Annotated in this window: 22 protein-coding genes; 12 read left to right on the forward strand and 10 right to left on the reverse strand. The window is 55.6% G+C overall.

Annotated features, from left to right (window positions below; genetic code table 11):
* The first annotated feature begins 8 nt into the window (after positions 1-8).
* Together ACFIO0_RS08730 and ACFIO0_RS08735 are read left to right on the forward strand one after the other, a co-directional pair.
* Entirely contained in the window at positions 9-1,163 is a 1,155-nt protein-coding gene (locus tag ACFIO0_RS08730; protein ID WP_390914958.1) for a cytochrome P450, read from the forward strand.
* Positions 1,164-1,210: 47 nt separating this feature from the next.
* Positions 1,211-1,903 (forward strand): M48 family metalloprotease, encoded by a 693-nt coding sequence (locus ACFIO0_RS08735; RefSeq protein WP_390914959.1) that lies wholly within the window; start codon positions 1,211-1,213, stop codon positions 1,901-1,903.
* Between the two features lie 2 nt (positions 1,904-1,905).
* Here ACFIO0_RS08735 and ACFIO0_RS08740 read toward each other — a convergent pair whose 3' ends face one another.
* The 5 genes from ACFIO0_RS08740 to ACFIO0_RS08760 all read right to left on the reverse strand — a co-directional run bounded on the left by ACFIO0_RS08740 (position 1,906) and on the right by ACFIO0_RS08760 (position 7,594).
* Positions 1,906-2,448 carry an RSP_2648 family PIN domain-containing protein gene (locus tag ACFIO0_RS08740; protein ID WP_390914960.1) on the reverse strand — a complete coding sequence of 181 codons (543 nt, stop codon included), beginning with the start codon at positions 2,446-2,448 and terminating at the stop codon, positions 1,906-1,908.
* Complete coding sequence (locus ACFIO0_RS08745; RefSeq protein ID WP_390914961.1) at positions 2,445-3,668, reverse strand: RSP_2647 family RNA methyltransferase; 1,224 nt, start codon at positions 3,666-3,668, stop codon at positions 2,445-2,447. Before ACFIO0_RS08745 ends, ACFIO0_RS08740 begins: the two co-directional genes overlap by 4 nt.
* Positions 3,669-3,707: 39 nt before the next feature.
* Positions 3,708-4,394 (reverse strand): DUF6778 family protein, encoded by a 687-nt coding sequence (locus tag ACFIO0_RS08750; protein ID WP_390914962.1) that lies wholly within the window; start codon positions 4,392-4,394, stop codon positions 3,708-3,710.
* A 159-nt stretch (positions 4,395-4,553) separates the two neighbouring features.
* Positions 4,554-4,826 (reverse strand): hypothetical protein, encoded by a 273-nt coding sequence (locus tag ACFIO0_RS08755; RefSeq protein WP_390914963.1) that lies wholly within the window; start codon positions 4,824-4,826, stop codon positions 4,554-4,556.
* Complete coding sequence (locus ACFIO0_RS08760; RefSeq protein WP_390914964.1) at positions 4,823-7,594, reverse strand: glutamine-synthetase adenylyltransferase; 2,772 nt, start codon at positions 7,592-7,594, stop codon at positions 4,823-4,825. The genes ACFIO0_RS08755 and ACFIO0_RS08760 overlap by 4 nt, the downstream gene beginning before the upstream one ends.
* Positions 7,595-7,671: 77 nt before the next feature.
* On the opposite strand from ACFIO0_RS08760, the gene ACFIO0_RS08765 reads away from it, so the two are divergent.
* From ACFIO0_RS08765 to ACFIO0_RS08780, 4 genes are all read left to right on the forward strand, one after another.
* Positions 7,672-8,142 (forward strand): YbaK/EbsC family protein, encoded by a 471-nt coding sequence (locus ACFIO0_RS08765; protein WP_390914965.1) that lies wholly within the window; start codon positions 7,672-7,674, stop codon positions 8,140-8,142.
* Between the two features lie 139 nt (positions 8,143-8,281).
* Positions 8,282-8,707 carry a DUF2852 domain-containing protein gene (locus ACFIO0_RS08770; RefSeq protein WP_390914966.1) on the forward strand — a complete coding sequence of 142 codons (426 nt, stop codon included), beginning with the start codon at positions 8,282-8,284 and terminating at the stop codon, positions 8,705-8,707.
* 74 nt (positions 8,708-8,781) lie between these two features.
* The gene (locus ACFIO0_RS08775; protein ID WP_390914967.1) at positions 8,782-9,219 is read left to right on the forward strand and encodes an RDD family protein; all 438 of its coding nucleotides are present in this window, start codon (positions 8,782-8,784) and stop codon (positions 9,217-9,219) included.
* A 70-nt stretch (positions 9,220-9,289) separates the two neighbouring features.
* The gene (locus ACFIO0_RS08780; protein WP_390914968.1) at positions 9,290-10,108 is read left to right on the forward strand and encodes an arginyltransferase; all 819 of its coding nucleotides are present in this window, start codon (positions 9,290-9,292) and stop codon (positions 10,106-10,108) included.
* Positions 10,109-10,204: 96 nt separating this feature from the next.
* On the opposite strand, the gene ACFIO0_RS08785 is transcribed toward ACFIO0_RS08780, so the two are convergent.
* From ACFIO0_RS08785 to ACFIO0_RS08795, 3 genes are all read right to left on the reverse strand, one after another.
* Positions 10,205-12,562, reverse strand: a complete 2,358-nt coding sequence (locus ACFIO0_RS08785; RefSeq protein WP_390914969.1) for a TRAP transporter large permease subunit — start codon at positions 12,560-12,562, stop codon at positions 10,205-10,207.
* The gene (locus ACFIO0_RS08790; protein ID WP_390914970.1) at positions 12,562-13,497 is read right to left on the reverse strand and encodes a TRAP transporter small permease subunit; all 936 of its coding nucleotides are present in this window, start codon (positions 13,495-13,497) and stop codon (positions 12,562-12,564) included. Before ACFIO0_RS08790 ends, ACFIO0_RS08785 begins: the two co-directional genes overlap by 1 nt.
* Positions 13,498-13,649: 152 nt before the next feature.
* Entirely contained in the window at positions 13,650-14,735 is a 1,086-nt protein-coding gene (locus ACFIO0_RS08795) for a twin-arginine translocation signal domain-containing protein (protein WP_390914971.1), read from the reverse strand.
* A 243-nt stretch (positions 14,736-14,978) separates the two neighbouring features.
* Here ACFIO0_RS08795 and ACFIO0_RS08800 point away from each other — a divergent pair, with 243 nt between their 5' ends.
* From ACFIO0_RS08800 to ACFIO0_RS08815, 4 genes are all read left to right on the forward strand, one after another.
* Positions 14,979-16,406: a cache domain-containing protein gene (locus tag ACFIO0_RS08800; RefSeq protein WP_390914972.1), complete on the forward strand. Its 1,428-nt coding sequence runs from the start codon at positions 14,979-14,981 to the stop codon at positions 16,404-16,406.
* A complete protein-coding gene (locus tag ACFIO0_RS08805; protein WP_390914973.1) occupies positions 16,403-17,047 on the forward strand; it encodes a response regulator in 645 nt (214 codons plus the stop codon). Before ACFIO0_RS08800 ends, ACFIO0_RS08805 begins: the two co-directional genes overlap by 4 nt.
* 69 nt (positions 17,048-17,116) lie before the next feature.
* Complete coding sequence (locus tag ACFIO0_RS08810; RefSeq protein ID WP_390914974.1) at positions 17,117-17,860, forward strand: methyl-accepting chemotaxis protein; 744 nt, start codon at positions 17,117-17,119, stop codon at positions 17,858-17,860.
* Positions 17,861-18,219: 359 nt separating this feature from the next.
* Complete coding sequence (locus tag ACFIO0_RS08815) at positions 18,220-19,971, forward strand: acetolactate synthase 3 large subunit (protein ID WP_390914975.1); 1,752 nt, start codon at positions 18,220-18,222, stop codon at positions 19,969-19,971.
* Here ACFIO0_RS08815 and ACFIO0_RS08820 read toward each other — a convergent pair.
* The gene (locus tag ACFIO0_RS08820; protein ID WP_390914976.1) at positions 19,968-21,986 is read right to left on the reverse strand and encodes an ATP-binding protein; all 2,019 of its coding nucleotides are present in this window, start codon (positions 21,984-21,986) and stop codon (positions 19,968-19,970) included. The two genes, ACFIO0_RS08815 and ACFIO0_RS08820, sit on opposite strands and share 4 nt — an antisense overlap.
* 199 nt (positions 21,987-22,185) lie before the next feature.
* On the opposite strand from ACFIO0_RS08820, the gene ilvN reads away from it, so the two are divergent.
* Entirely contained in the window at positions 22,186-22,746 is a 561-nt protein-coding gene (ilvN, locus tag ACFIO0_RS08825) for an acetolactate synthase small subunit (protein ID WP_390914977.1), read from the forward strand.
* Between the two features lie 24 nt (positions 22,747-22,770).
* Here the strand turns inward: ilvN and ACFIO0_RS08830 are convergent, their stop codons facing one another.
* Positions 22,771-23,121: a hypothetical protein gene (locus tag ACFIO0_RS08830; protein ID WP_390914978.1), complete on the reverse strand. Its 351-nt coding sequence runs from the start codon at positions 23,119-23,121 to the stop codon at positions 22,771-22,773.
* Positions 23,122-23,382: 261 nt separating this feature from the next.
* On the opposite strand from ACFIO0_RS08830, the gene ACFIO0_RS08835 reads away from it, so the two are divergent.
* Positions 23,383-24,180, forward strand: coding sequence for a helix-turn-helix domain-containing protein (locus ACFIO0_RS08835; RefSeq protein ID WP_390914979.1), 798 nt, complete (start codon positions 23,383-23,385; stop codon positions 24,178-24,180).
* Positions 24,181-24,250 lie beyond the last annotated feature (70 nt).

The raw sequence follows: 24,250 nt of genomic DNA on the forward strand, positions 1-24,250 counted from the left end.
CTCGCCGCATGTCGAACGCCCCAATTACGCATATCGATCTGGCAGAGTTCACCGCCGATCCCTACCCCATTTTGGCCAGTATGCGCGCCAAAACTCCGATCACGTTTGTCCCCGAATTGGCGGCCACTTTGATGGTCAAACGCGACGACATTCACGTTCACGAAAAACGCACGCAGGTGTTTTCATCCGTTCAACCGGACGGTCTGATGGTGCAGTTGATGGGCGAAAATATGATGCGCAAAGACGGCGAGGCACATATGGCCGAACGCCGCGCACTGTTTCCAGCCTTGTCGCCGCGCACCGTGAATGATCATTGGAAAGCAATCTTTGAAACGGCAACGCTGGATCTGCTGGCCAAGCTGCGCAAAACGGGCAAATGCGATCTGGTACGCGATTATGCGATGCCGGTTTCGGCCATGGCACTCAAGGCGATCACCGGGTTGGAATCAATGTCAGACGCGGAAATGGACGGGGTCAGTCAGGCGATGATTGACGGCTGCGCGAATTATGCGGGCGATCCGAAATTGACCAAACGCTGCAACCGCGCGACGGCCTTGATCGACGAACACATCAAATATGCGCGCCAAGCCCCGCCCCGGTTTTCGGCCCTACAGGTCATGCAAGACGCAGGCCTGCCTGACGACAGCCAAAGCGCCAACACCAAACTGATTATTTCAGGCGGGCAAAACGAACCGCGTGACGCGATTGCCGGCACGATCTGGGCGCTTTTGAACCACCCCAGCCAGTTGGCGATGATCCAAGACGGGCGCGCAACCTACGGCGATGCGTTTTCCGAATACGCCCGCTGGATGGCCCCCATCGGCATGTCGCCACGCCGCGTGGCCCAAACCGACACCATCGACGACATCACATTCGATCCCGAAGACCGCGTGTTTTTCATGTTCGGCTCAGCCGGTCGGGACGAAGACCACTTTAGCGCGCCCGACACGTTTGACGTGACCCGCAACACCCAAAGCGCGATCAGCTTTGGCGCAGGACCGCATTTTTGCGCAGGGGCTGCTGCAGCACGGTGCCTGATCGCTGACGTCGCATTGCCACTCGCCTTTGCGCATTTGCCAAATTTGCGCCTGACCGGCCCCGTCCCCTACACTGGCTGGGCGTTTCGCGGACCCACAAAAATGCCTGTGGCGTGGGAAATTTAGCAGCGATGCCCCTTTGCCCTGCGCCCAATCAGGCCCATATGTAGACCATGTTGAAACTGACCCCCATTTTACTGGCGATCCTTTATGGCCTTGCGATGTATCGTTTCTCGGCGTGGCAAACGGCCCGGCGTCTTGATTCACAATCAACCGAGCTGACGGACCCGTTGCTGGGCCACATGAGCATGCAAATGGCAAAAGCGCTGGAGATCGAGCGGATCAAGGTTCACATCTACGAAATCCCGCAGATCAATGGCTTAGCTGCCCCTGACGGGCGAATTTTCATCACCCGCGGATTCTACGATAAATTCAAATCGGGCGAAGTCAGCGCGGATGAATTGGCCAGTGTGATCGCACACGAACTGGGGCACGTGGCCTTGGGGCACTCGCGCCGCCGGATGATCGATTTCTCGGGTCAAAACGCGCTGCGAACCGCCCTTGCGATGGTATTGGGGCGGATCATTCCGGGTGTTGGTGTCTGGGTTGCGGGCATGTTGACATCAATGTTGGCGGCAAAACTGAGCCGCGTCGACGAATACGAGGCGGACGCCTACGCCGCCGCGTTGTTGACCAAAGCAGGGATCGGAACAGCGGGTCAAATTTCGCTTTTTGAAAAGCTCGACGCGCTCAGCCAGTCGGGCGCAAACGGCGCGCCTGCTTGGATGCTCAGCCATCCCAAAACATCCGAACGCATTCAGGCTTTGCAAAAATTGCAGAACGCGTGGACGCCGGTTTCAAAATAGATCTATTGCGACAACGCCTTGGCAATCCGTGGCAAACGCGCCTTTTTGAACAGGGCGCGCATCGTCCAATCTTTGCCCGACAGATCGCGCGCTGTTTGCAAGACGCCGTTGGCAACATCCGTGATCACCTCGGGCGAACTTTGCCAGACCTGATGCAGAAACCCGTCAGGGTCCACACGGCTAAGCCCTTCTTCGGCCAGTATATTTCGCGGAAAATCTTTGGCGTTCAGGGTTATGATCCCATCTGCGGATCCAGCAATCGCTGCGGCCAGAACATGCACGTCATTGGCATCAGGCAACCACAATCGCTGCTCAAGTGCCGCGTTGGGTAACACCTCTGCCCGTGGCCACGCCACGCGCAGCATCGCGATTTCAGAGCGCGCAAACACTTCGGCTTCGGGTCCGATTTTCAGCGTCGCGCGCGCCCATTCCTCAAGCACGCGCGGACTGAATTGTGGCTCGAACACCCCGGCCCGCGCCACGCCCATCAGCATCTCGCGCATGACGGTCGGGTACAGAACGCAGGCGTCCAGAAACATTCTCATAGGCGGAAGAACAACGCCTTGAGGTAACCGCTTTCGGCCAGTTGTGGCAGCAACGGGTGGTCCGCGCCGGCAAACCCGGTGTGGATCAGCGATGCACGACGACCGCCGCGCCCGATCCCACGTACGCAGGCGTTGCGGAATTGCGCCAGATCAGCGGCGTGCGAACACGAACACAGACCCAAAATACCGTCAGGTGCCACCAATTGTGCCGCCAGTCGCGCGACTTTTTCGTAGGCGCGCAGGCCTGCTTCGACCGCTTGGCGTGAGGGTGCGAACGCCGGTGGATCGCAGATGATCACGTCAAATTGGGCCCCTTCGGCGCGCAAGGATGTCAGCACTTCGAACGCATCACCTTGGCGGGTCGAAAACGCACCGGATTTGCCCATCGCAGCCGCCCCTTGGGTCGCCAGATCAAGGGCCGGGGCCGATCCATCAACCGCCAAAGCAGATGTCGCACCGCCAGCCAAAGCTGCCAGACCAAAGCCACCCACGTGGCTGAACACATCCAAAACCCGCGCGCCTTTGGATAGGTTTGCGGTGAACGCGTGGTTCGGGCGTTGATCAAAGAACAGGCCGGTCTTTTGACCGCCCGTCAGGTCCGCCATGTAGGTCGCGCCGTTCATTTCAACGGGCAGCGGCGCGTCAGGTGCGGTGCCGATCACGGCGCGCGACACGTCATCGAGCCCTTCGAGAACCCGCGTGCGGCCAGCGGCATTTTTCAAAACTGTCGTCACGCCAGTGACGTCGGCCAAAGCCGCGCACAGCGTTTCCAGATGCACATCCGCCCACGCAGCGTTGGGTTGCACAACGCAAGTATCGCCAAAACGATCAACGATCACACCGGGCAAACCGTCGGCCTCGGCGTGGATCAAGCGATAGAACGGTGCGTCAAACAGCTGTTCGCGCAGGCGCAATGCGCGCGCGATCCGTGTGGCAAACCAGTCGTGATCCAGTTTGGCATCAACATCGGTGTCGAGGACCCGCGCAATGATCTTGGAATTGGAATTCATCGCCACCAACCCGAGAGGCTGGCGCTTTTCGTCCTGCAGGATCGCAAGGCCGCCAGCGGGGATCGCTTTGGTGCGTCTGTCGGTCACCATTTCATTGGCATAGACCCACGGAAAACCATGGCGGATTGCACGGGCATTGGCCTTGGGGAGCATACGCACCACAGGCAATTCGGAGTTCGGGCTGATATCATCAGAAAAGGGCGCTGTCATAGCGCCCTTCCCTAATCTCAATTTCGCGAAAGCGAAAGGTTAGATCTTGTTCAACTGTTGGATCATGCCAAGCTTTGGGTTGGTGAACCCTTCGGCATTGGACAATTCCTGACGGATCACTTCGGCCAGATGGTCGGTGATGCGCACCTTTTGCGTTTGACCGCGGGCCTCGGCGTTGATGGCTTGCTGGCCACCAAAGGCATCCAGATCAGCGTCAACGATGCGAACCTCACCCAAGGCTTGACCGGATTTTGCATCTCGGATCCACAAGGCAAATTTGATCGAGTGTACGCCGCCGGTTGTATAGCGTGCCTTTTCGGTCAAAGCGTGAAAGCGCAGGACTTTGACGTCGAGACGCAAGCCTGCGTCGCCTGCCATGGCATCTGTGCCTTTGGCGAACCCTGTGTCAAAGATTGCTTTGACTTGGGCGTGACGGTTGCCAATCGGGTCTTCGCGCCACACGATATCACCGCCTGGGTAATAGCTGTTGCGTTCGGATACTTTCAAGGATTGTGGCACCAGCACGTTGATTTGCTGTACGTTGAAGGCCGCGCTGAAGTTCGTTGGCGCCGAGGCCAGGAATTGCTGCGCAGGCAGTGTTTCAAATTGCTGAACTTGCGGCGGCACGGTGTCAAAGCGTGCGTTGCGTGTTGCTGTATCCGTTGTCGCACAGGCCGAAACCATTGCGCCAAGGCCAAGCATCATAATCAGTTTCAAAGTTTTCATGTCGTCCTCCAGCCACTCGTTGGCGGCGTTTCCCACTATCGGTTGAACCAATGTATGCGGGCCAATCTGGGCAGGATTGCGACAATTTAAGTCAATTGTTGTGAAACCTTCGCGGCCTTTGTGCGACGTCGGGTTGTATGAGAGAGCACGATCGTAGCGTCAATCACGGGTGCGCGAACGCCAGCCGCCACGTCTGCGCGGGGCGGCCATACCTGCCAGCCCTTCTTGCATCACTTCGCTCATCGGGTGGTCCGGCGCGCCTTCGCCGTATTGCACCAATAGCGCGCGAATGGTTGTGCCGGTGTCTTGTTCCATCGGCAGGCTCAGCGCCCAATCAAGGAAAATCGTGCGGCACTCGGATTTGGTGATCCCGTCGATCCGGTAGGATTCATAGATCAGACCCTTGGGGTCGTTTGGATTGCCCTTTTTCACGAGACACCTGTTCCTACGGTGGCATCAATGATGGCACCCGCCGCTGCATAAGCCGCATTTAGTTTACGTTCCAGCGCCTCGGCACTGTCGGTTTTCAAAGTTCGGCACACGAAACTCATCGCGCCACTCCCTACGTCGCTTGGGTCCAGCACGTCCGTCGTCAAAAGGCGCGCGCAGATTTGTAACGTCCAACACATCTCATAGGTTTGCAGCAATACCTGTCTGTCCGCGTCACTCAGCAGTCTTGCAGCGACACAAGCCACAAGCCCCTCTGCGATCTGGCGTGGGGCATCGCCGCTGATCAACGCGCCAGCTTGGGCCAGCAGTTCGATGTCTTGCATCCGGCCTGCGCCAATCTTGGGCTCCCACACCGACACCGGTGTTTTGGCATCGGCAATACGGGTGCGCATGGTTGCGACCTCGGCGATGATCTTGGCGCTGTCGCGCGCGTTTTGCAGAATGTCGCAGCGCAGGTTTTCGACTTGTTCCGCCAACTGCGGCGCGCCTGCAATCACCTGTGCACGGGTCAGCGCCAGATGTTCCCAAACCCATGCCTGTGTCCGTTGATAGTTGTCAAAACTGGCCCAACTGGTCGCCACAGGCCCTTTGTTGCCGGACGGGCGCAGACGCATGTCGACCTCGTAGAGCCGCCCTTGGGCCATGGGGACGGTCAGGGCGGTGATCATCGCTTGGGTCAGGCGGGCGTAGTATTGTCGCGCCGCCAAGGGGCGTTTGCCGTCCGACATTTCTACGTCAGCGGGGTCGTAAATCACGATCATATCCAGATCAGAGGCCGGATTAAGCGCCCCTGCCCCCAGTGACCCCATCCCCAAAATCACCGCCCCATTGCCCGGAGGCGGCCCGTGGCGCGTCGAAAACTGTGCCACGACTTCGGGCCACAGCGCCTGCAAAACCGCCCGCGCAAGGTCACTATATTGGGCCCCTGCGTCTTGTGGCGTGATCAAGCCGCGCAGCAAATGCACCCCGATCCGGAAATGCCATTCCTTGGCCCAGCGGCGGGTCATATCCAGCTTGGCTTCGTAATCCGCCTCGCGCGCCAGTTCTTGTTCCAGCCCGGCTTGCAACTGCGCCCCCGGCCACGGGCTAAAGAAATCGCCCCCAATCACCGCATCAAACACCGCCGCATTGCGCGACAGGTGCTGGGCCAACGCAGGCGACGTTGCAACGATGTCGACCAGCAAATCCACCAGCGACGGATTGGCGTCAAACAGCGAAAACAGCTGCACGCCCGCGGGCAACCCCTTCAAAAACCCATCCAACGCCAACAACGCCTCGTTCGGGCGCGGGGCTTGGGCCAATCGGGCCAACAGCGCCGGTTTGATCCGTTCGAATGTTGCAGCACCCCGTTGCGTGCGCAGGGCCGGATAGCTTTGCCAGCGTTCGATCAGGTCTTGATCCAAATCATAGTTGACGGCCTCGGCACTGGCATCCGGGGCAAAGAACCCTTCGGTGGCCTCGTGAACTGCATGCAAGCGGCGGTGCAGGTCCGTGACCAGATCAGCGCGGTCCATATCCATCAACCCGGCCAGGCGGTCAAATCCTGCATCCGTGGTGGGCAACGTGTGAGTTTGCGCATCACGCACCATCTGCAAGCGATGCTCAAACGTGCGGTGCGCGGTGTAGTGATCCGTCAGAACCCCGGCCAATTCCGGTTCGACCCAGCCTTTGTCGGCAAGCGCGCTTAGGCTTTCGCAGGTGCCCCGCAGACGCAGCGACGGATCGCGCCCACCGGCGATCAACTGACGGGTCTGGGTGAAAAATTCGATTTCGCGGATGCCGCCGCGCCCCAGTTTCATGTTGTGACCCGACAGGGTGATCGGCCCGCCCAGCCCTTTGTGTTCGCGGATCGCCAAACGCATGTCGTGGGCGTCTTGGATCGCGGCAAAGTCCAGATGCTTGCGCCACACAAACGGGCGCAGAGTTTCGATGAACGCAGCCCCTGCCGCCAGATCACCCGCCGCAGGACGCGCTTTGATGTAGGCGGCGCGTTCCCACGTGCGCCCAAGGCTTTCGTAATAGCGTTCTGCCGCCTCCATCCCCATGCAAACGGGCGTAACAGCGGGGTCTGGGCGCAGACGCAGGTCGGTGCGAAACACGTAACCATCGCCCGTTAGATCATTCAGCAGGCTGCTCATCTGCCGGGTTGCGCGAATGAAACCAGCCCGCGCCTCGCTAAAATCCGCGTGATCAAATCGGCTTTCGTCGAACAGGCAAATCAGATCGATGTCAGAGGAATAGTTCAGTTCATGCGCGCCCATTTTACCCATGGCCAACACGACCACGCCGCCTGCGGTCTCAACGTCATCCTCGGTCAATCCCGGAATTTTGCCACGTTTGATTTGCGCCGCGATCCCTGCACGCAAAGCGGCAGTGCAGGCCGTATCAGCAAGATCCGTGAGCGTGCTGGTGACTTTGTGCAAATCCCACGCCCCGCCCAGATCAGCGAGCGCAGTCAGCAACGCAATCCGGCGTTTGGACCGGCGCAACTGGCTGGCAACCGCATCATAGGGCGCCGCGAGACAGGCGGAGAGTTCGGATTGAACGGCACCGTCGGCATCCTGCAGGGCAGCGGGCAGCCACGCGGCCTCTTTTTCGATCAATTGCCCCAGATACGGACTGCTCCCTGCGGACCCGTGAACAAGCGCCGTCAATTCCGAAGGTAGATCAGCCAAGGCCGCGACAGCGTCACGTCCGCGATCTTCGTTAAATGCGCGAGGTGTACGGGTAAGGGATTTAGCGAGGTTCATAGTGCCCAATCTCTCTCTGGCACGGCGGCGCGTCAATGGCTCTTGCACATCCAATCACGCCCCTTAATTATTACGTCATGAGCAAAAGTTTAAAACGCGTGCGCGCCGCCCTTGAGGCCGCCGGCACAGAAATCACCATCGTCGAAACACCGCTGGCGCGCACTGCGGCAGATGCAGCGGCGGCTGTTCACTGCGACATCGACCAGATCGCCAAGTCGATCATTTTTCGCGGTGAAACCTCTGGCGAGGCGATCTTGTTTGTCACGGCAGGCGGCAACCGGGTCGACGCAGACAAGGCCGCAGCCCTTGCCGGCGAACCCCTTGGCAAAGCTGATGCGGCACTGATCCGCGCCCAAACAGGGTTCGCAATTGGCGGTGTTTCCCCGATCGGGCACATCAATCCGATCCGTGCCTTTATGGATCCGCGATTGCTGGAATTTGATCAAATCTGGGCTGCTGCGGGCACTCCGCACCATGTTTTTGCGGCAACCGGCATTGAAGTTCAGAAATTAAGTTGCGCGCAAGTATCTGATTTTAAATCACAATAAAAGTAAATGTAAAATACATTTACATTAGGACTTGCAGTTTTCGGCCAAATGCCCATTTTGGATAATGTAAACGGCATTCACATCGCCCGGCACACACTAACAAACGCACAACTTGACCCGACTTTAGAAAGGCACGCATATGAACACCATCTCTCCTCCGCTGTCTGACACAGCCTCCGTTCGCCCGGCTGGCTGGTTTACACGCACCGAACAATGGCTTGACGAAAAAGGCAAAGGGGCCTGGATTGCCGCCATGGTCCTTGGGTTTATCTTTTTCTGGCCCATCGGCCTCGCCCTTCTGTTTTACATGATCTGGAGCAAACGCATGTTTTCAAAATCCTGCAACCGTCCCGTCAACGTCAGCCGTGGCATGAACGCCATGCGCTCGACCGGTAACGCCGCTTTTGACAGCTACAAGGCCGACACGCTGCGTCGTTTGGAAGAAGAGCAGATGAACTTTGAGGCTTTCCTTGAGCGACTGCGCGAAGCCAAAGACAAATCCGAGTTCGACCAGTTTATGGACGACCGTGCGGCCAAAAGCACCGATGACGCGTCTGACGCCTAAATCGTAACGCGACTTGCGGCGGCCCTTGCAAAGGGGGCCGTCTTTTCCTGTTCAGCACAAGAGACCCTAGTTCAATGATCCACCTGCCCGACCCCATTCAGCAACCCGGATTTTACGCTGACGTTCCCGGAAAACGCCTGCTGGCGTGGGTGTTTGATGCGATGTTCATCCTGATCCTATGCCTGCTGATCCTGCCCTTCACCGGCTTTTTGGCGCTGTTTATCTGGCCGATGTGGTGGTTGATTGTCGGGTTCGCCTACCGCACCATCACCATCACCACCGGGTCTGCCACATGGGGCATGCGCATTATGGCGATCGAGCTGCGCAATTCGGCCGGCGCACGCCTGAACCTACCCGAGGCCGCCTTGCACACGCTGGGCTACACCATCAGCATCGGCAGCCTGATCATTCAAGCCGTGTCCGTGGTGTTGATGTGTGCGTCCCTGCGCGGTCAAAGCCTGTCGGACCACGTTTTGGGCACCGTCATGATAAACCGGCGTGCGCGGCACTAACCATTTCCTACGGAAGTCCTTGCACGCTGGCCCCGCTGGGGTATCATCCCCGAACACCACGGGATTTTTCATGCGACACACGCTGCCACTTGCGCCACAGTTTTATGTGACCGCCCCACAGCCTTGCCCTTATCTTGAGGGCCGGATGGAGAGAAAGCTGTTCACAGCTTTGCAGGGCGACAACGCGCAAAAACTGAACGATAGCCTGTCGCAACAAGGCTTTAGACGCTCGCAAAACGTGCTGTATCGCCCGTCTTGTGCTGAATGTTCGGCCTGTTTGTCGGCCCGCATCGATGTGCGGGAATTCCAACCCAGCAAGAGCCAAAAGCGGGTGAGCAAACGCAACGGCTGGCTGGATCGGCGCGCCACGTCGCCTTGGGCCACCGAAGCGCAATACGATTTGTTCCGCACCTATCTTGATTCGCGCCATGCCGATGGCGGTATGGCCGACATGGACGTCTTTGAATTCGCGGCCATGGTCGAGGAAACCCCGATCCGCAGCCGTGTGGTCGAATACACCGACAAAGACAGCAGCGATCTGATCGCCGTCAGCCTGACGGATGTGCTGAGCGATGGGCTCAGCATGGTCTATTCCTTCTTTGATCCTGAATTTACCCGCAATTCTTTGGGCACCTATCTGATCCTTGATCACATCCGCCTCGCCCAAGAGGCCGATTTGCCCTACGTCTATTTGGGGTATTGGGTGCCGGGCAGCCAAAAGATGGGCTACAAATCCAACTTTTCGGGCTTGGAAATCTACCTCGGCAACACCTGGCAAAAGGTGCAAGACCCCAGCGCGTTTTCCGCTGACACGCATCCGTTGTCCACAGACCCGATTGCTGAGCAAGTCGCCAACATCAGCCTGCCCGACATCACGCCTGCGGGCTAGTTTGCGCAGCTGATACCCCCCCAAAAAACACGAACCACCAAATGCAAACGGCCGCCCAAATCTGGACGGCCGTTGTTGGTTTTTGGTGGATCCCGCTTAGTTCGGGATCAGATCCGGGATCAATGTCACGATCGCCGGGAAGAACCAAAGCAGCGCCAAACCACCGACCTGGATCGCCACGAATGGCACGATCCCGCGATAGATATGACCTGTCGTGACCTCTTTGGGGGCGACCCCGCGCAGGTAGAACAGGGCAAAGCCAAAGGGCGGTGTCAGGAATGACGTTTGCAGGTTCACCGCGATCATGATCGTCACCCATTTGGGATCAAACGTACCGCCGTAGATGACCGGCCCGACAATCGGGATCACGATGTAAATGATTTCGAGGAAGTCGAGCACAAAGCCCAAGACGAACAGCACCAGCATCACAATCAGGAACACCGTAATTTCATTGTCGAACGATTTCAGGAACTGTTGGATGTAGTGTTCGCCGCCAAAGCTGATGACCACGAGGTTCAACAATTGCGAGCCGATCAGGATGGTAAAGACCATCGACGTCACCTTGGCCGTTTCGCGCACAACCGGCGTCAGAACGCCCGAGGTCCACAAGATCCAGCACGAGAACAACAGACCGAACATCGCGTACAAATACGCACCGTAGGCCACGAAGAAGGCGAACCAACTCTCGAAGCTGACGCCGCCCTGGTTGTTGATGCGCAGATCGAAATTCACGCCAACAAGGATGCACACGATGATCGCGAGCGTGGACCAGATGATCACCTTGGGTGAACGGTCTGTGTCACGTAGCTTGCGGTAGGCGGCCAGCATAATCGCGCCCCCTGCCCCAAGTGCTGCGGCCGGTGTCGGGTTGGTGATCCCGCCAAGGATCGAGCCAAGCACGGCTACGATCAGGACCAGCGGTGGGAACACCACGCGGATCAGTTCGATCTTGGCGCACATCTTTACGCCATGGAACGCACCGTACAGGATTGCGCAGAACGGCAGGAACATCAGGACCACATACATGCCCGATGACATTTTTGGACCGATCAACAAGATGTCGACCAACAGTGCCAACACCACGCCAACGCCGCCAATGATGATTGGACGGGTTGAAGACGATGGCGACACGCCGCGCGCGGTTGTCAGCACAATGCTGAGCAAGATCAACAGGATTGCGGTGCCGGTGCCAATCGGCGCGGCATTTGCGACCTTGTTGTCAAATGCTTCCTTAAAGGCCTCGACGGACAGGCGTTCGGATTGCTGAACACCGCCTGCGGCTTCGATTGTGGCCTGCTGCGCAATGGCCGCATCCCATGCCGGTTGGCCGTGCAATTCGATCATCGCCGCTTGGCAAGCCTCGGACACGTTGGTGCGCAAAGACGCGCTTTCGCCGATATCAGAGAAGGCAGACACCACAGTTGATTGGTTGCCGATAATGCCCATTTGACCCAGAACAATTGCCCCAACCACGATGGCGATTGGCAGGAATACGAAGTACGTCAGTGCTTCGCCGCGGGTGACGGGTTCTGCATTAGAGGACCCCATGTTCACAGCCGGTGCTTTGGACGGGTTCAGCAGCGCGTAGCCAAACGCGTACAGCGCATACAGCAATGCCAGCATAATGCCGGGCAACAACGCCGCTTGGAACAAGGTACCCACAGACAGAACCGCCGGTTCACCCAGATAGCTTAGCGCATCCGTACAACCGACCGAAATCGCGCGTGCCTCTTGTGCAGAGGAATAGAGATCACCGGCAAGCGTGCCGAGCAAAACAATAACAATCGAGGGCGGAATGATCTGCCCCAGCGTGCCAGAGGCCGCAATGACCCCCGTCGCCAATTCGGGGCTATAGCCGTTGCGCAGCATCGTTGGCAGCGCCAGCAATCCCATGGTCACAACTGTCGCGCCCACAATCCCGGTCGACGCGGCCAAGAACGCGCCCACAACCACAACCGACACAGCCAAACCACCCGGCAATGGACCAAAGACCCGCGCCATGGACGTCAGCAAATCGTTGGCAATCTTGGACCGTTCCAGCGTGATGCCCATCAGAACGAACATCAAAACTGCCAGCAGTGTTTCAATCGATTGGCCTGCCAGAACACGTTCGTTCATACGGTTTACGATGAATGACACATTGCGGTTCATCGCGACTTCCCAGCCTTTTGGGAACACGGGTTCAGCCAGTCGCGGTAAATCGGCGTACCTGAATATACTGATACTGTCGGGCTTGATCCCGCTGTTCACCAGATCGCGATATTGCTGCGAAGATTGGTCAATCGCCTGGTGGATCAGCAGCCCCGCACTGTCGAGCGACGCAATAATCCCAAAGGAAATGATACCCGCACCACCAATGGCAAAGGCCACCGGAAAGCCGGACAAAATACCGCCAAACAGGCAGATAAAGACAATAATCAGGCCAATTTCGACCCCATCAAGACCAAATAACATTAGTGAGTCCCTTCATAGGCTTCTTCGCCTTCGCCAAGTGTGTCGCGGTCCAGATATTTGCCTTCGCTTTCCTCGCCCTCTTTCCATTCCAGGAACGAGCGGTAGAAAAATGCGATGGCGTGGATAAAGACCAGGGCGGTGAAGGTCACCAACAGGATCTTGAATAAAAAGTAGCCGGTGAACCCGTTTGGCGAAAAGCCGATGGTTTCGACGTTCCAGCGCATGGCGCGCGATTTTAACAACAAGCGTTCCAGCGTGTCAGAGGCGGACGGCTTTGGCACAATCAGGTGACGCCACATGAAATACCAGCCATACATCCATGTCAGCACAGCAGCCGGCATCATAAAGATCAGGGCACCGAACATGTCGATGACCTTTTTGGTGCGGAATTTCACGGCCGAATAAACCAGATCGACCCGCACGTGGCTGCCTTGCACGAACGCATAAGTTACGCAAAGGCAGACGACCAAGGCGTTGTAAAGCTTAAGTTCTTCGGCAAACCAGCTGATGTCGAATTGCAGCGGGATACCAAAGCCGATCGAGATGTCAGGGCGCGTAAAGATACGCTGCATGAACACGATCATGATTTGTTGCAGCACCATCAACAGGCCTGCCCATGCGAACAAACGACCCATTCCATTGGCGAACCCTTCAAGCACGCGCACGACGCCCCACAGGAATTCGTTTTTGAAAAATCCGATGATTGTCATGACGACAAAAATCGCGAAAATCACAAAGAAGAACTCGGTCGATCCGCCGTAGTAGACGAACCGCATCACGGCTTCTTTGTTGGTCCAGTCCAGCCACAGCATCGGGTGCGTGATGGCATAGCCCAGGTTGTAAAATGCCATTGCAAGCTCGGTCAGGATCCAGACGATCCCCGATCCCAAGCCAGCGATAGCGTCCCCAAACGAAATTGCGCCTTCATTTTCCATGATGTGCTCCCTCTGTCGCGTCCCGTATGAGGCTGATTTTCAACCTCGCGCTAGACCTCTGTATCTGACGGACATGCCCGTCCGGGTGCAGAGGTTCTTTGATCAAAAGGGCCCCTGAAATCAGAGGCCCTTCCGGTTTTGTAATCAGGCTCTTAGTTGCCCAGAACGCGGTTGCGTTGTGCGACGTAGTAGCCGTCTGATTTGTCGATCCAAGAGGACGAAGACGCCATGGATGCTTCAAATGATGCACGCACTTTTGCGAACAATTCGTCGCCCATGTTTTCGTCCATGACTTCTTTGGAAGCCGCGCCAAACGCGTCCCAAACATCGTCAGAGAACTGCAACGTTTTCACGCCTTGCGCTTGCAGACGGGCCAATGCGGCACCGTTGTTTGCAAGTGTTTCTGCCAACTGAACGTGTGTTGTGGCGCGTGATGCACCTTGCAGGATCGCTTTGTGTGCTGGTGTCAGGTCGTTCCAAACGTCCAGGTTGACGGAAGACGCCAACGCAGAGCCCGGCTCGTGGAAACCAGCTGTGTAGTAGACTTTTGCAACTTCTTGGAAGCCGGCGCGTTCGTCAGCCATCGGGCCAACCCACTCGAGGCCATCCAAAGCGCCAGAAGACAGCGCTTGGTACAGTTCGCCGCCCGGGATGTTTTGAACAGATGCACCCAATTTACCCAGAACTTTGCCGCCCAGACCAGGCATACGGAATTTCAAACCGTTGAAGTCGGCAGCCGAATTGATTTCATTGCGGAACCAACCACCGGATTGCGAACCGGAGTTACCGGACAACAAACCTTTGAGATTAAAGATTTCGCCGAGTTCGTCGTGCAGCTCTTGGCCGCCGCCGTGCTCGTACCAGTTGGTCACTTCTTGGGCGGTGCCGCCGAATGGAACAGCTGTGAAATACGCGTACGCAGGGTGCTGACCGATGTAGTAGTAGTCGGCAGAGTGGTACATGTCGGCTTGACCGGAAGATACCGCGTCAAACACTTCCAGCGCGCCAACCAGCTCGCCCGGGGCTTTTTTGTCTATGGTCAAGTTGCCATCGGACATTTCGCCCACGAATTTTTCCAAATATGATGCAGCATCATCCAGAACGGCAAAACCGCGCGGCCATGATGTAACCATTGTCAGAGTGCGCTTGCCTTGCGCGTATACAGGTGCGGCCAGTGTGGACGCAGCAGCGGCGGTGCCGCCGATGGCAGATGTCTTCAAAAATGAACGACGATCCATAGAATGATCCTCCCAGATATGATGCCCACGCGTGTTTCCCCGCGCGCAGCGGATCGTTTCGAGTGTGCTCACCTTAACGTCAGCGTTAAGATTTGAAATACCTACTACTACTTAGTTGGGGGTTTGATCCTTGATTTGATGGCGCTAACGGCTGTTTGAGGCATCCGTATGAGTGGGTAGATCACCCAAATAGGTCGCCCTACCCCTTTGATTCGGGGTGATTCCCGCGTATCGATTCGCCTCATGCTGCGCCGTCTTCCTTTTTTGCGCCTAACTTATGCGCACAAGCTGTCCCTTGTGGCCGCGCTTCCGCTTATTTTGGCGGTGGCTGCGATTGCGTCCTTGGTCGCGATCCAAAGCCGTGCATTGGCGGAACGCGAGATTCGCGCCCTAGAGGTCCAGCTGATCGAGGCCAAAAAAGCCGAGCTGCGCAATTACGTGACCCAAGCACGCAACGGATTTTATTTTATCTACGGCAATGCCGCCCCCAACGACGAAGATAAAAAACGCCAGGTGTCGCAAATCCTGTCTGCGATGATTTACGGCGATGAGGGGTTCTTTTTTGTCTATGACTACGATGGCACCAGCCTCGTCAGCCCACGCCAGACCGAGATGATCAACGTCAATCACTTGGCACTCAAAGACAGCCGTGGCACCCCGGTTGTCGCAAACCTGATCGACATTGCGCGCCAAGGTGACGGTTATCTGACCCACCTGTGGCCAAAACCCTCAAACGGGCAAGAGGCCGAGATGATCACCTACGTCACCTCGTTTCCGTCTTGGCGTTGGGCGGTGGGCACCGGCGTGTTCATCGATGACGTGCTGGCCACGGTCGCGACGGCCCGCGCCGATGTGGAAACCCGTGTGCGCCGTACCTTTGTTTATATTTCGGTCATTACATTAGCGGCCCTATTGGTCGTGTTCCTGTCGGGCATGCTGATCAACATCCGCGAACGTCGTCTGGCGGATGCCAAGTTGAAACGCCTGACCCAGCGCGTGTTTGACGCCCAAGAAGAAGAGCGCGGGCGTGTGGCCCGTGAATTGCATGACGGGATCAGCCAGATCCTTGTCGGGGTGCGCTTTGCGCTGGATAGCGCGCGCCGTCGGTTGGACAATGGCGCGCCTGATGCCGGAAAATCGCTGGAACAGGGCATCGACAACCTTGGCACCGCCATTTCCGAAGTCCGCCGCATCAGTCGTGATTTACGCCCCGGTGTGCTGGATGATCTAGGCCTTGGCCCCGCGATCAAATCCCTGCGCGATGATTTTGAAACCCGCACCGGCATCGAAACCGCCTTTAGCACTGTGGTGTTTCGCAACCGTCTGGATCAGAATGCCAAGATCGCGCTGTACCGTATTGCCCAAGAGGCGCTGACCAATATCGAACGCCATTCCGGTGCCACGCATGCCTCGATCGATTTGCGCGGTCACAAAAAGGGCGCGACGCTACGCATTTCGGACAATGGCTGCGGCGTTGATCCATCCAGCAAGAACCGTGGCCCCGGCATTGGTCTGCGCAACATGCAAGAACGGGTGGAGCAACTGGATGGCAGCTTGCGAATCCTGTCCGTCAAAGGCAGCACAGGCACCATCATCGAAGCCACCGTGCCGCTGTCACACCTGCTGTCACCCGAAACCAACGACCCATCCCTTAGTCGAGTACAAGTATGACATCCCTTATTCGCGTTTTGATCGTTGACGATCACCCCATGGTCGCCCAAGGCATCCAATCCGTGCTGGAAAGCTACGATGACCTAAAGGTTGTTGGCACCCTGTCCAATGGACGCGAGGTGGTGGACCAGTTAGAGACCATCAACCCCGATGTGATCCTGATGGATCTGAACATGCCGGAAATGAGCGGGCTGACGGCGACCGAACTGGTGCTGGAACGCCGGCCTGAAACGCATGTTCTGGTGCTGTCGATGCATGACAGTCCCGAATACATCTCGTCCGCGCTGAACCACGGGGCCATGGGATACGTGCTCAAGGACGTGCCCACAGACGAGATCAAGCTGGCGATTGATGCCGTGATGCGCGGCGAAAAATACCTGTGCACAGGGGCGGCTGAATCACTGGTGCCAAAACCCGGTGAAACCCGCGAGGCATTGACCGGACGCGAACAGACGATCCTGTTGCAGTTGGCCCAAGGCAAGTCGAACAAAGACGTCGCGCTGGCGCTGGAAATTTCAGTGCGCACCGTGGAAACCCATCGCAAGAACATCAAACGCAAGCTAGGGATTTCATCGACCGCGGGGCTGACCCGCTACGCGTTGGAACACGGCGTGCTGCAAGGCACTGGTTATGCGCTGTGAAAAAGGCCCTGAGACCGGTCAATTTGTAGGAGTTTGTTAGGATTTCATAGTTAACGCTTGGGCATGAACATGAATCCACACGCCACCACCCTGCCCGAGGCTTTCGCTGTTGTGTCCCTTGCTGATGACACATTCGAAGATCGCCGTGATGTTATTGATTTGATCGCCACGATGCGGGCAAGAACGATCCGCGTCGCGCTGTTCGGCACACTGATCCATCGCCCTAATCCCAGCGAACGTGACAACGCCGGACATCAACCGCACCGGTTGGAAATTCTGCGCGAACAAGTCCACGAAATGCAAACCGTGCGTGATTTGATGGCTGGGGAGTATTACCACGACAACTTCGCGAGCAGCATGTGCACCTGGGTCAAAGAGCAGGCGAAACTGTCACCGGACGCGATGCAATCGATTTCGACCATGGTTGAACTCAGCGAAGATGTGTTGCGCGCGGCCTCACATCAAGATCAAAACCTTGCTGAAGCGTTAGATAAACATTTTCGGTTCGGCCGCTCCGGCTTTGCCCAGATCATCACCGAGTTTTGCAATCAGTTGTGGGCGAGTTTGGATGAAAAACGTGCGGCCGACACCGCAAAGGCCAATCAGGCGACAAAAGCTGTAGGCGAAATTTTGACCCGTCTGGAATACATCGGCAAACATGTGCGTTTAGTGTCGCTCAATGCCTCGGTCGAGGCGGCCCGCGCAGGTGACGCAGGTCGAGGATTGGCTGTCATTGCGACCGAATTCAAAACCCTCGCCGAAGAAATTCAATCACTGGCGACCCGCGCACGCGGCCAGATGGACACGATTTAATCCAGGAATAGGTCCAGTTTTGAGGTCAAAATGTCCAAAATTTCAGTACGAGCAACTTGAGCGCAAGAAAATATCAAAAAAATGCCCCAAAGGGACATATTTTTTTACTAATGCGTGTTGACGCCCCCCAAAGGCAGTCATAGTGTCTCTGCAAGCAATCAAAACGCCCTTAGGGTCTAGGAAACGCATGACAAATCTAGTCGTCATTGTCGAAAGTCAGCGCATGGGCCGGTAACGGATCACCATAATGGTACCCATGCGCCCCCGCCAGAACGGGGGCTTTTTTTTGCTTAAATGAAAACGAAACTCTCTCTGAAACAATAGACTTCAGACACGATATGAAAGACGGAGCTAGACAGATGACACGCCAAATGACCGGAGCGAAAATGGTTGTTCAAGCCTTGATTGATCAAGGCGTTGACACAATATTCGGATATCCCGGTGGCGCCGTGCTACCGATCTACGACGAAGTTTTTCAACAAAACAGCATCAAACACATTCTGGTGCGTCACGAACAAGGCGCTGTGCATGCCGCCGAAGGGTATGCGCGTTCCACTGGCAAACCCGGTGTAGCACTTGTGACATCCGGACCCGGTGCGACCAATGCCGTGACAGGTTTGACGGACGCATTGCTCGACAGTATTCCGATCATCGTTTTGACCGGCCAAGTGCCGACATTCATGATTGGATCTGATGCGTTCCAAGAGGCCGATACCGTTGGCATCACCCGTCCCTGCACCAAACACAATTGGTTGGTCAAAGAAACGGATGCTTTGTCGGGCGTTTTACACGAGGCGTTCCACGTAGCGACATCTGGCCGCCCTGGCCCCGTTCTGGTCGACATCCCTAAGGACGTGCAATTTGCCACGGGCCGTTACGATGCGCCGAAACCATCGACTTCGCATTACCAGCCCAAGCTGAAGGGCGACATGGAAGAGATCACTGAGTTGGTCGCCGCTTTGGAAAAAGCCAAACGCCCGTTGTTCTATACAGGCGGCGGCGTCATCAACTCTGGCCCAGCAGCGAGCCAATTGTTGCGCGAACTTGTTGAATCCACAGGATTTCCGATCACTTCAACCTTGATGGGCCTCGGCGCGTACCCCGCGTCCGGCGACAAATGGTTGGGCATGTTGGGCATGCACGGATTGTACGAAGCGAATATGGCGATGCACGATTGTGATCTGATGATCAACATCGGTGCGCGCTTTGACGATCGCATTACAGGTTTGATTTCTGAATTCAGCCCGAAATCGACCAAAGCGCATATTGATATCGACCCCTCTTCGATCAACAAAGTCATTCGCGTCGACATCCCGATTGTTGGTGACGTTGGGCACGTCCTCGAAGACGTGATGAAAGTTTGGAAGTCTCGTGGTCGCAAGACAAATTCAGAAGCCGTTGGCAAATGGTGGGGCAAGATCAAAGAATGGCAGGCAGTCGATTGCCTGAAATTCGAGCAAAAAGGCAAAGTGATTAAGCCACAATATGCGCTGCAACGCCTTGAGGCGCTGACCAAAGATCATGACCGGTATATTACGACCGAAGTTGGCCAACATCAGATGTGGGCCGCGCAGTATTTGAACTTTGAGGATCCGAACCGCTGGATGACGTCCGGTGGTTTGGGGACCATGGGCTATGGTTTTCCTGCGTCAATTGGTGTGCAGATGGGGCACCCCGATGCGCTGGTTATCAACGTTGCAGGTGAAGCCAGCTGGCTGATGAACATGCAAGAGCTGGGAACGGCGATGCAATACAATCTACCGGTCAAGCAATTCATCCTGAACAATGAACGTCTTGGAATGGTGCGTCAGTGGCAAGAGTTGCTGCACGGCGAACGATATTCATCAAGCTGGTCAGAAAGCCTGCCTGACTTTGTTAAATTAGCGGAAGCTTTTGGTGCAAAAGGGATTATTTGTTCTGATCCTGACGATCTGGACGATGCAATCATGGAAATGTTAAACCATGACGGCCCTGTTTTGTTCGACTGCCTGGTCGAAAAGCACGAAAACTGCTTCCCGATGATCCCGTCGGGCAAAGCCCATAACGAAATGCTTTTGGGCGAAGCGAACACGCAAGGCGTGATCGATGCCAAGGGTTCGGTAATGGTCTAACTGATTTGGGCGGTGGCATGCACGCCGTCGCCCAAATGACGCAATAAACACTGTGTCACGTCTGCCAAACGAACAGGTTTGGTCAGAAAATCATCCATCCCAGCGGCTTCACACGCGTCTTTGTCACGTTCAAACGCATTGCCGGTCAACGCGACGATCGGACAATGCGGCATGCCACGTGCAGCTTCGATCGCGCGGATTGCCTTGCACGCGTCCAACCCGTTCATCACCGGCATAGAAATATCCATCAAAACCAGATCAAAGCGGGTGTCGCGAAAGGCGATACATGCTTCTTCGCCGTTGCGTACAAGGGTGATTGTTGCGCCGGTTCGCTCTAGCATGCGACGTACAACCAACTGATTTGTCCGATTGTCTTCGGCGACCAGAACGTGCCTACCGCTGCAATCTATTTGTGCGACGTCCACAACGATGGTTTTGGGCAATTTCAGCGTGCAAGGTTCCAACGGCAAACACAGCGTAAAGACAGAACCACGCCCCTCTTCGGATTGAACCTTCACTGACCCTGCCATTGCCTCGACCAGATTTCGGGTAATGGACAGGCCGAGGCCAGTTCCCTCAAACTCGCGCTGCAGGCCACCGTCAACTTGTTGAAAGGGCGCAAACACTGTGTCGACCTTGTCAGCTGGAATTCCAATTCCTGTATCGTGAACTTCAAAAACTACCGTGTTGTCCGTTGCAAGGAAATTGACGGCTAGGCGCACACCGCCATCCATCGTGAATTTCACGGCATTGCCGAGAAGGTTCAAAAGCACCTGACGTAAACGCAAAGCATCGCCCATGACCGCGCAGGGCACATCCGAAGCGATGGATACATCAAACTCTAACGATTTTATTTGCGCCAAGGGCTGAACCAGCACACACACCTCGCGCACGACATTATGCAAATCAAACGGCACGCATTGCAGCGACACATGCCCGGCTTCAATTTTCGAGAAGTCCAGAATGTCGGAAATCAACATCGTCAGAGCCAGCGCTGAGGTGCGGATCGTTTCAACAAAACCCATCTGATCCTCGTCAAGATCCGTAGCAGCCAACAGATCTGCCATACCGACAACACCGTTCATGGGCGTGCGAATTTCATGGCTCATCGTGGCGAGGAAATTCGATTTAGCGAGGTTCGCAACTTGCGCCTCGTCACGGGCCTGTTCCAACATCATGTTGCGCGTGCGCAAATCTGTGACATCGGTGTGTACAATAACGTAACCGCCAGATGGTCGGTGCGCTGTTTTCACAGAAGTCGCACGGCCAGAGGATTTGATATCAATCAGCCAAGGTTCGCCGCGTTTCAAACGCTCTTGTACCATGGCAAACACTTCGGGGGTTTTGGGCACATCGCTGCGATTTAGGATCACGGAGATCGCGTCATACATTGTCGTGCCGGGCCCGATGTCATCTTCTGAAAGGTCAAATAGGTCGCGATACGCCGGGTTAACGATCATGACTTTGTTTTCAGGGTCGTGCAGGTCGGTTCCGTTGGTGACAATCAACCCCTGCCCCATCGCCTCCACCACTTCGTTCAGCAACTTGTTGCTGGCCTCAAGCTGCGCATTGCGCCGTGACAATTCTTGTTCCAATTCATCCGCCCGCGATTTGAGCGTATAGATCAGACTGGCGGTTTCACTGGCCGTATTTACAGCGTGGGTTAAGTGAAAACTGATACCGCGATAGCCTTTAAATCTGCCAGCATTGTCATAAATCGGTACACCGCTGTCCATCAAAACGACACGCTCGCCGCTTTTTAACAGCTTTTCATAGCAAAAACTGTCGAACGGTTTTCGCGCCCGTAACACATCATGATAGGCACCCAAGCCCAAATTGTTTTTTGCGCTGCCATACCGTTGATCCAAAATACAAACACCCTGCAACATTGCCGGTGTCATACCGGTCACGCGGGTCAAATTATCGCTCAGATACGTCAATTCGTACCGATCATCACAGGCCCAAAACCAGACCGGTAACGTGTCCACCAGAGGAAACCAGGTTGTTTCCGCCAAGCCGAGCAGGTCGTGAAAAGTCGCTTTTGTCTGTTGATCCAAGGGGCTGGGCATAAAACGTCCATTACAAATTCGCACCTCTGGTCATATCCTCAATAAATTAAAAGAAAATGAGCGTCCAAAAGGGTGCAAGCACTGGCCTTAGCCCGTTTGAAACGATAGCCTAGCCCTGCTTAATGTCTTGAAAACTGGAAGTGATATGTCCGCTCTGAAACTGAAAAAAGGCGCGTCTTCAAAGTCCGCCTACAATCTGCGCCCGAATTTTTCTGACGTCATTGAGCGTCACACATTGGCTGTTCTGGTCGAAAATGAACCGGGCGTTTTGGCGCGTGTCATCGGGTTGTTCTCCGGGCGTGGCTATAACATCGAAAGCCTGACAGTCGCCGAAGTTGATCATCAAGGACATTTGTCGCGCATCACAATTGTGACAAACGGCACCCCCCAAGTGATCGAGCAAATCAAAGCCCAGCTGGGCCGCATTGTGACCGTTCACGACGTGCATGATTTGACGGTCGAAGGGCCATGCGTCGAACGCGAATTGGCGATGTTCAAAGTTGCTGGCAACGGTGAAAAGCGGGTCGAAGCCTTGCGTCTGGCCGACATTTTCCGCGCCAACGTGGTCGACAGCACATTAGAAAGCTTTGTGTTCGAAATCACCGGTGCCCCAGAGAAAATCGACGCATTCGCCGATCTTATGCGCCCTCTGGGTTTGGTTGATGTTGCGCGCACTGGTGTCGCTGCTCTTTCTCGCGGCGACTAATTTCGTCGATATAACAATGCGTTATCAGGCAGATTTGTCCTGCGAAGATCGAGCATTTTCGCAGGGTTTCCTTTCTTTAAACGCATCTTTGAATTGAATAATCTCAGCACCGTCAAGCGATGTCCTGGGCTCACAACGGCTTAAGTTGTGCCCTATTTCCGGGCGTGCTTGATCCTGCAAGCGTGATAAATTTTGCACGCCGCGCATATTCTCAAGCATCAAAACATCGAACTCAACAACATCGCCGACATCAAAAAATGCCTGCGTGTCCAGAACGGTTTCCTTGTTATTCAAAAACGCCAGATCGCCCTGATCTTCACACCAAATGACCGCACTGCCGTCATCAGTGTTCTTCCAAAGTACTACCCCAATCATAGTATTTATAGTTCCCCGTTTTGCACCACACGCAATTCGTCCCCCACCTCTATCAGAAACAAAACGAGCGGGTGTTAATATGGTTAAGTCTGCAACTCTATCTTGCTTTTTGTGTCTGGTTGCGTAGTGTATCGACACTATACCGCGTCACTTTCGCCCCTAGTTGGCGTCAATTGATGCAACTGCCCTGTTTTTATGAGTTTTCAACGACGTATTCAGTACCAACCTTGGGTTTACGCGTGTCTTTCGAATGGAGCTTATATGGCCGATCCCTTCCGCAACCCTGCCGAATTGCGCAGTATGTTTGGTTCGAATTTGCGATACCTCGCCAGGGAATACCCGTCGATTTCAGAACTCTCACGCCAATTGGGTATCAATCGCACCCAGTTTAACCGCTATTTGGCTGGCGAAAGCTTTCCACGCCCGGATGTTCTGGCGCGCATTTGCGACTTTTTCGACATCGACGCGCGGGTCTTGTTGGAACCGGTCGAAACCATCACCAGTGGATCAGATCCGCTGTCCAGCCTGTTTCTCAAGGATTTTGTTGGTACTGGGTCGCGTGATCTTTCCGAAGAAACTTTTCCATCGGGGTACTACCGCTTTGCCCGCCAAAGTTTTCTGGACGCCAGTCAGTTTGTCACCTGTCTCGTTTGGGTGACACGCGAAGGGTCAAACACCTACATTCGCGGCTATGAAACCAAACAAGCGCTGGCCTCGCAAGGGTTACCGCCGACGCAAGATGCCCGTGAATTCCGCGGATTAATCCTACAGCAAGAAGAAGGTGTTGCCGGCGTTATTTCACGGCGAAATTCGATGACCTGTTCCTTTACTTATCTGCACCGCGTTGCGTCATTCGAAAACAACTTCTGGGTCGGATATGTATCCCGCACCATAAGCGAAACACCCGCTGGTGAACGCGCCGTTCGAATTGTGTATGAACATCTGGGCCGTAATTTAAGCGCGGCACTCAAGGTCGCGCGCGCATCGGGATATTGCGATGCAAGCGCGCTCAGCCCCTTTGATATTCGCTTGTTGCAGCCAAACCAGCCGTTTCGATAAACTCGATCATGTCGCCTTCAGAAAAGTTAAGTCGCTGATAAACATGCCTGCGTGATCCGCGCTTGTTACC

The sequence above is a fragment of the Pseudosulfitobacter sp. SM2401 genome, assembly GCF_042932805.1.
Classification (GTDB): Bacteria; Pseudomonadota; Alphaproteobacteria; order Rhodobacterales; family Rhodobacteraceae; genus Ascidiaceihabitans.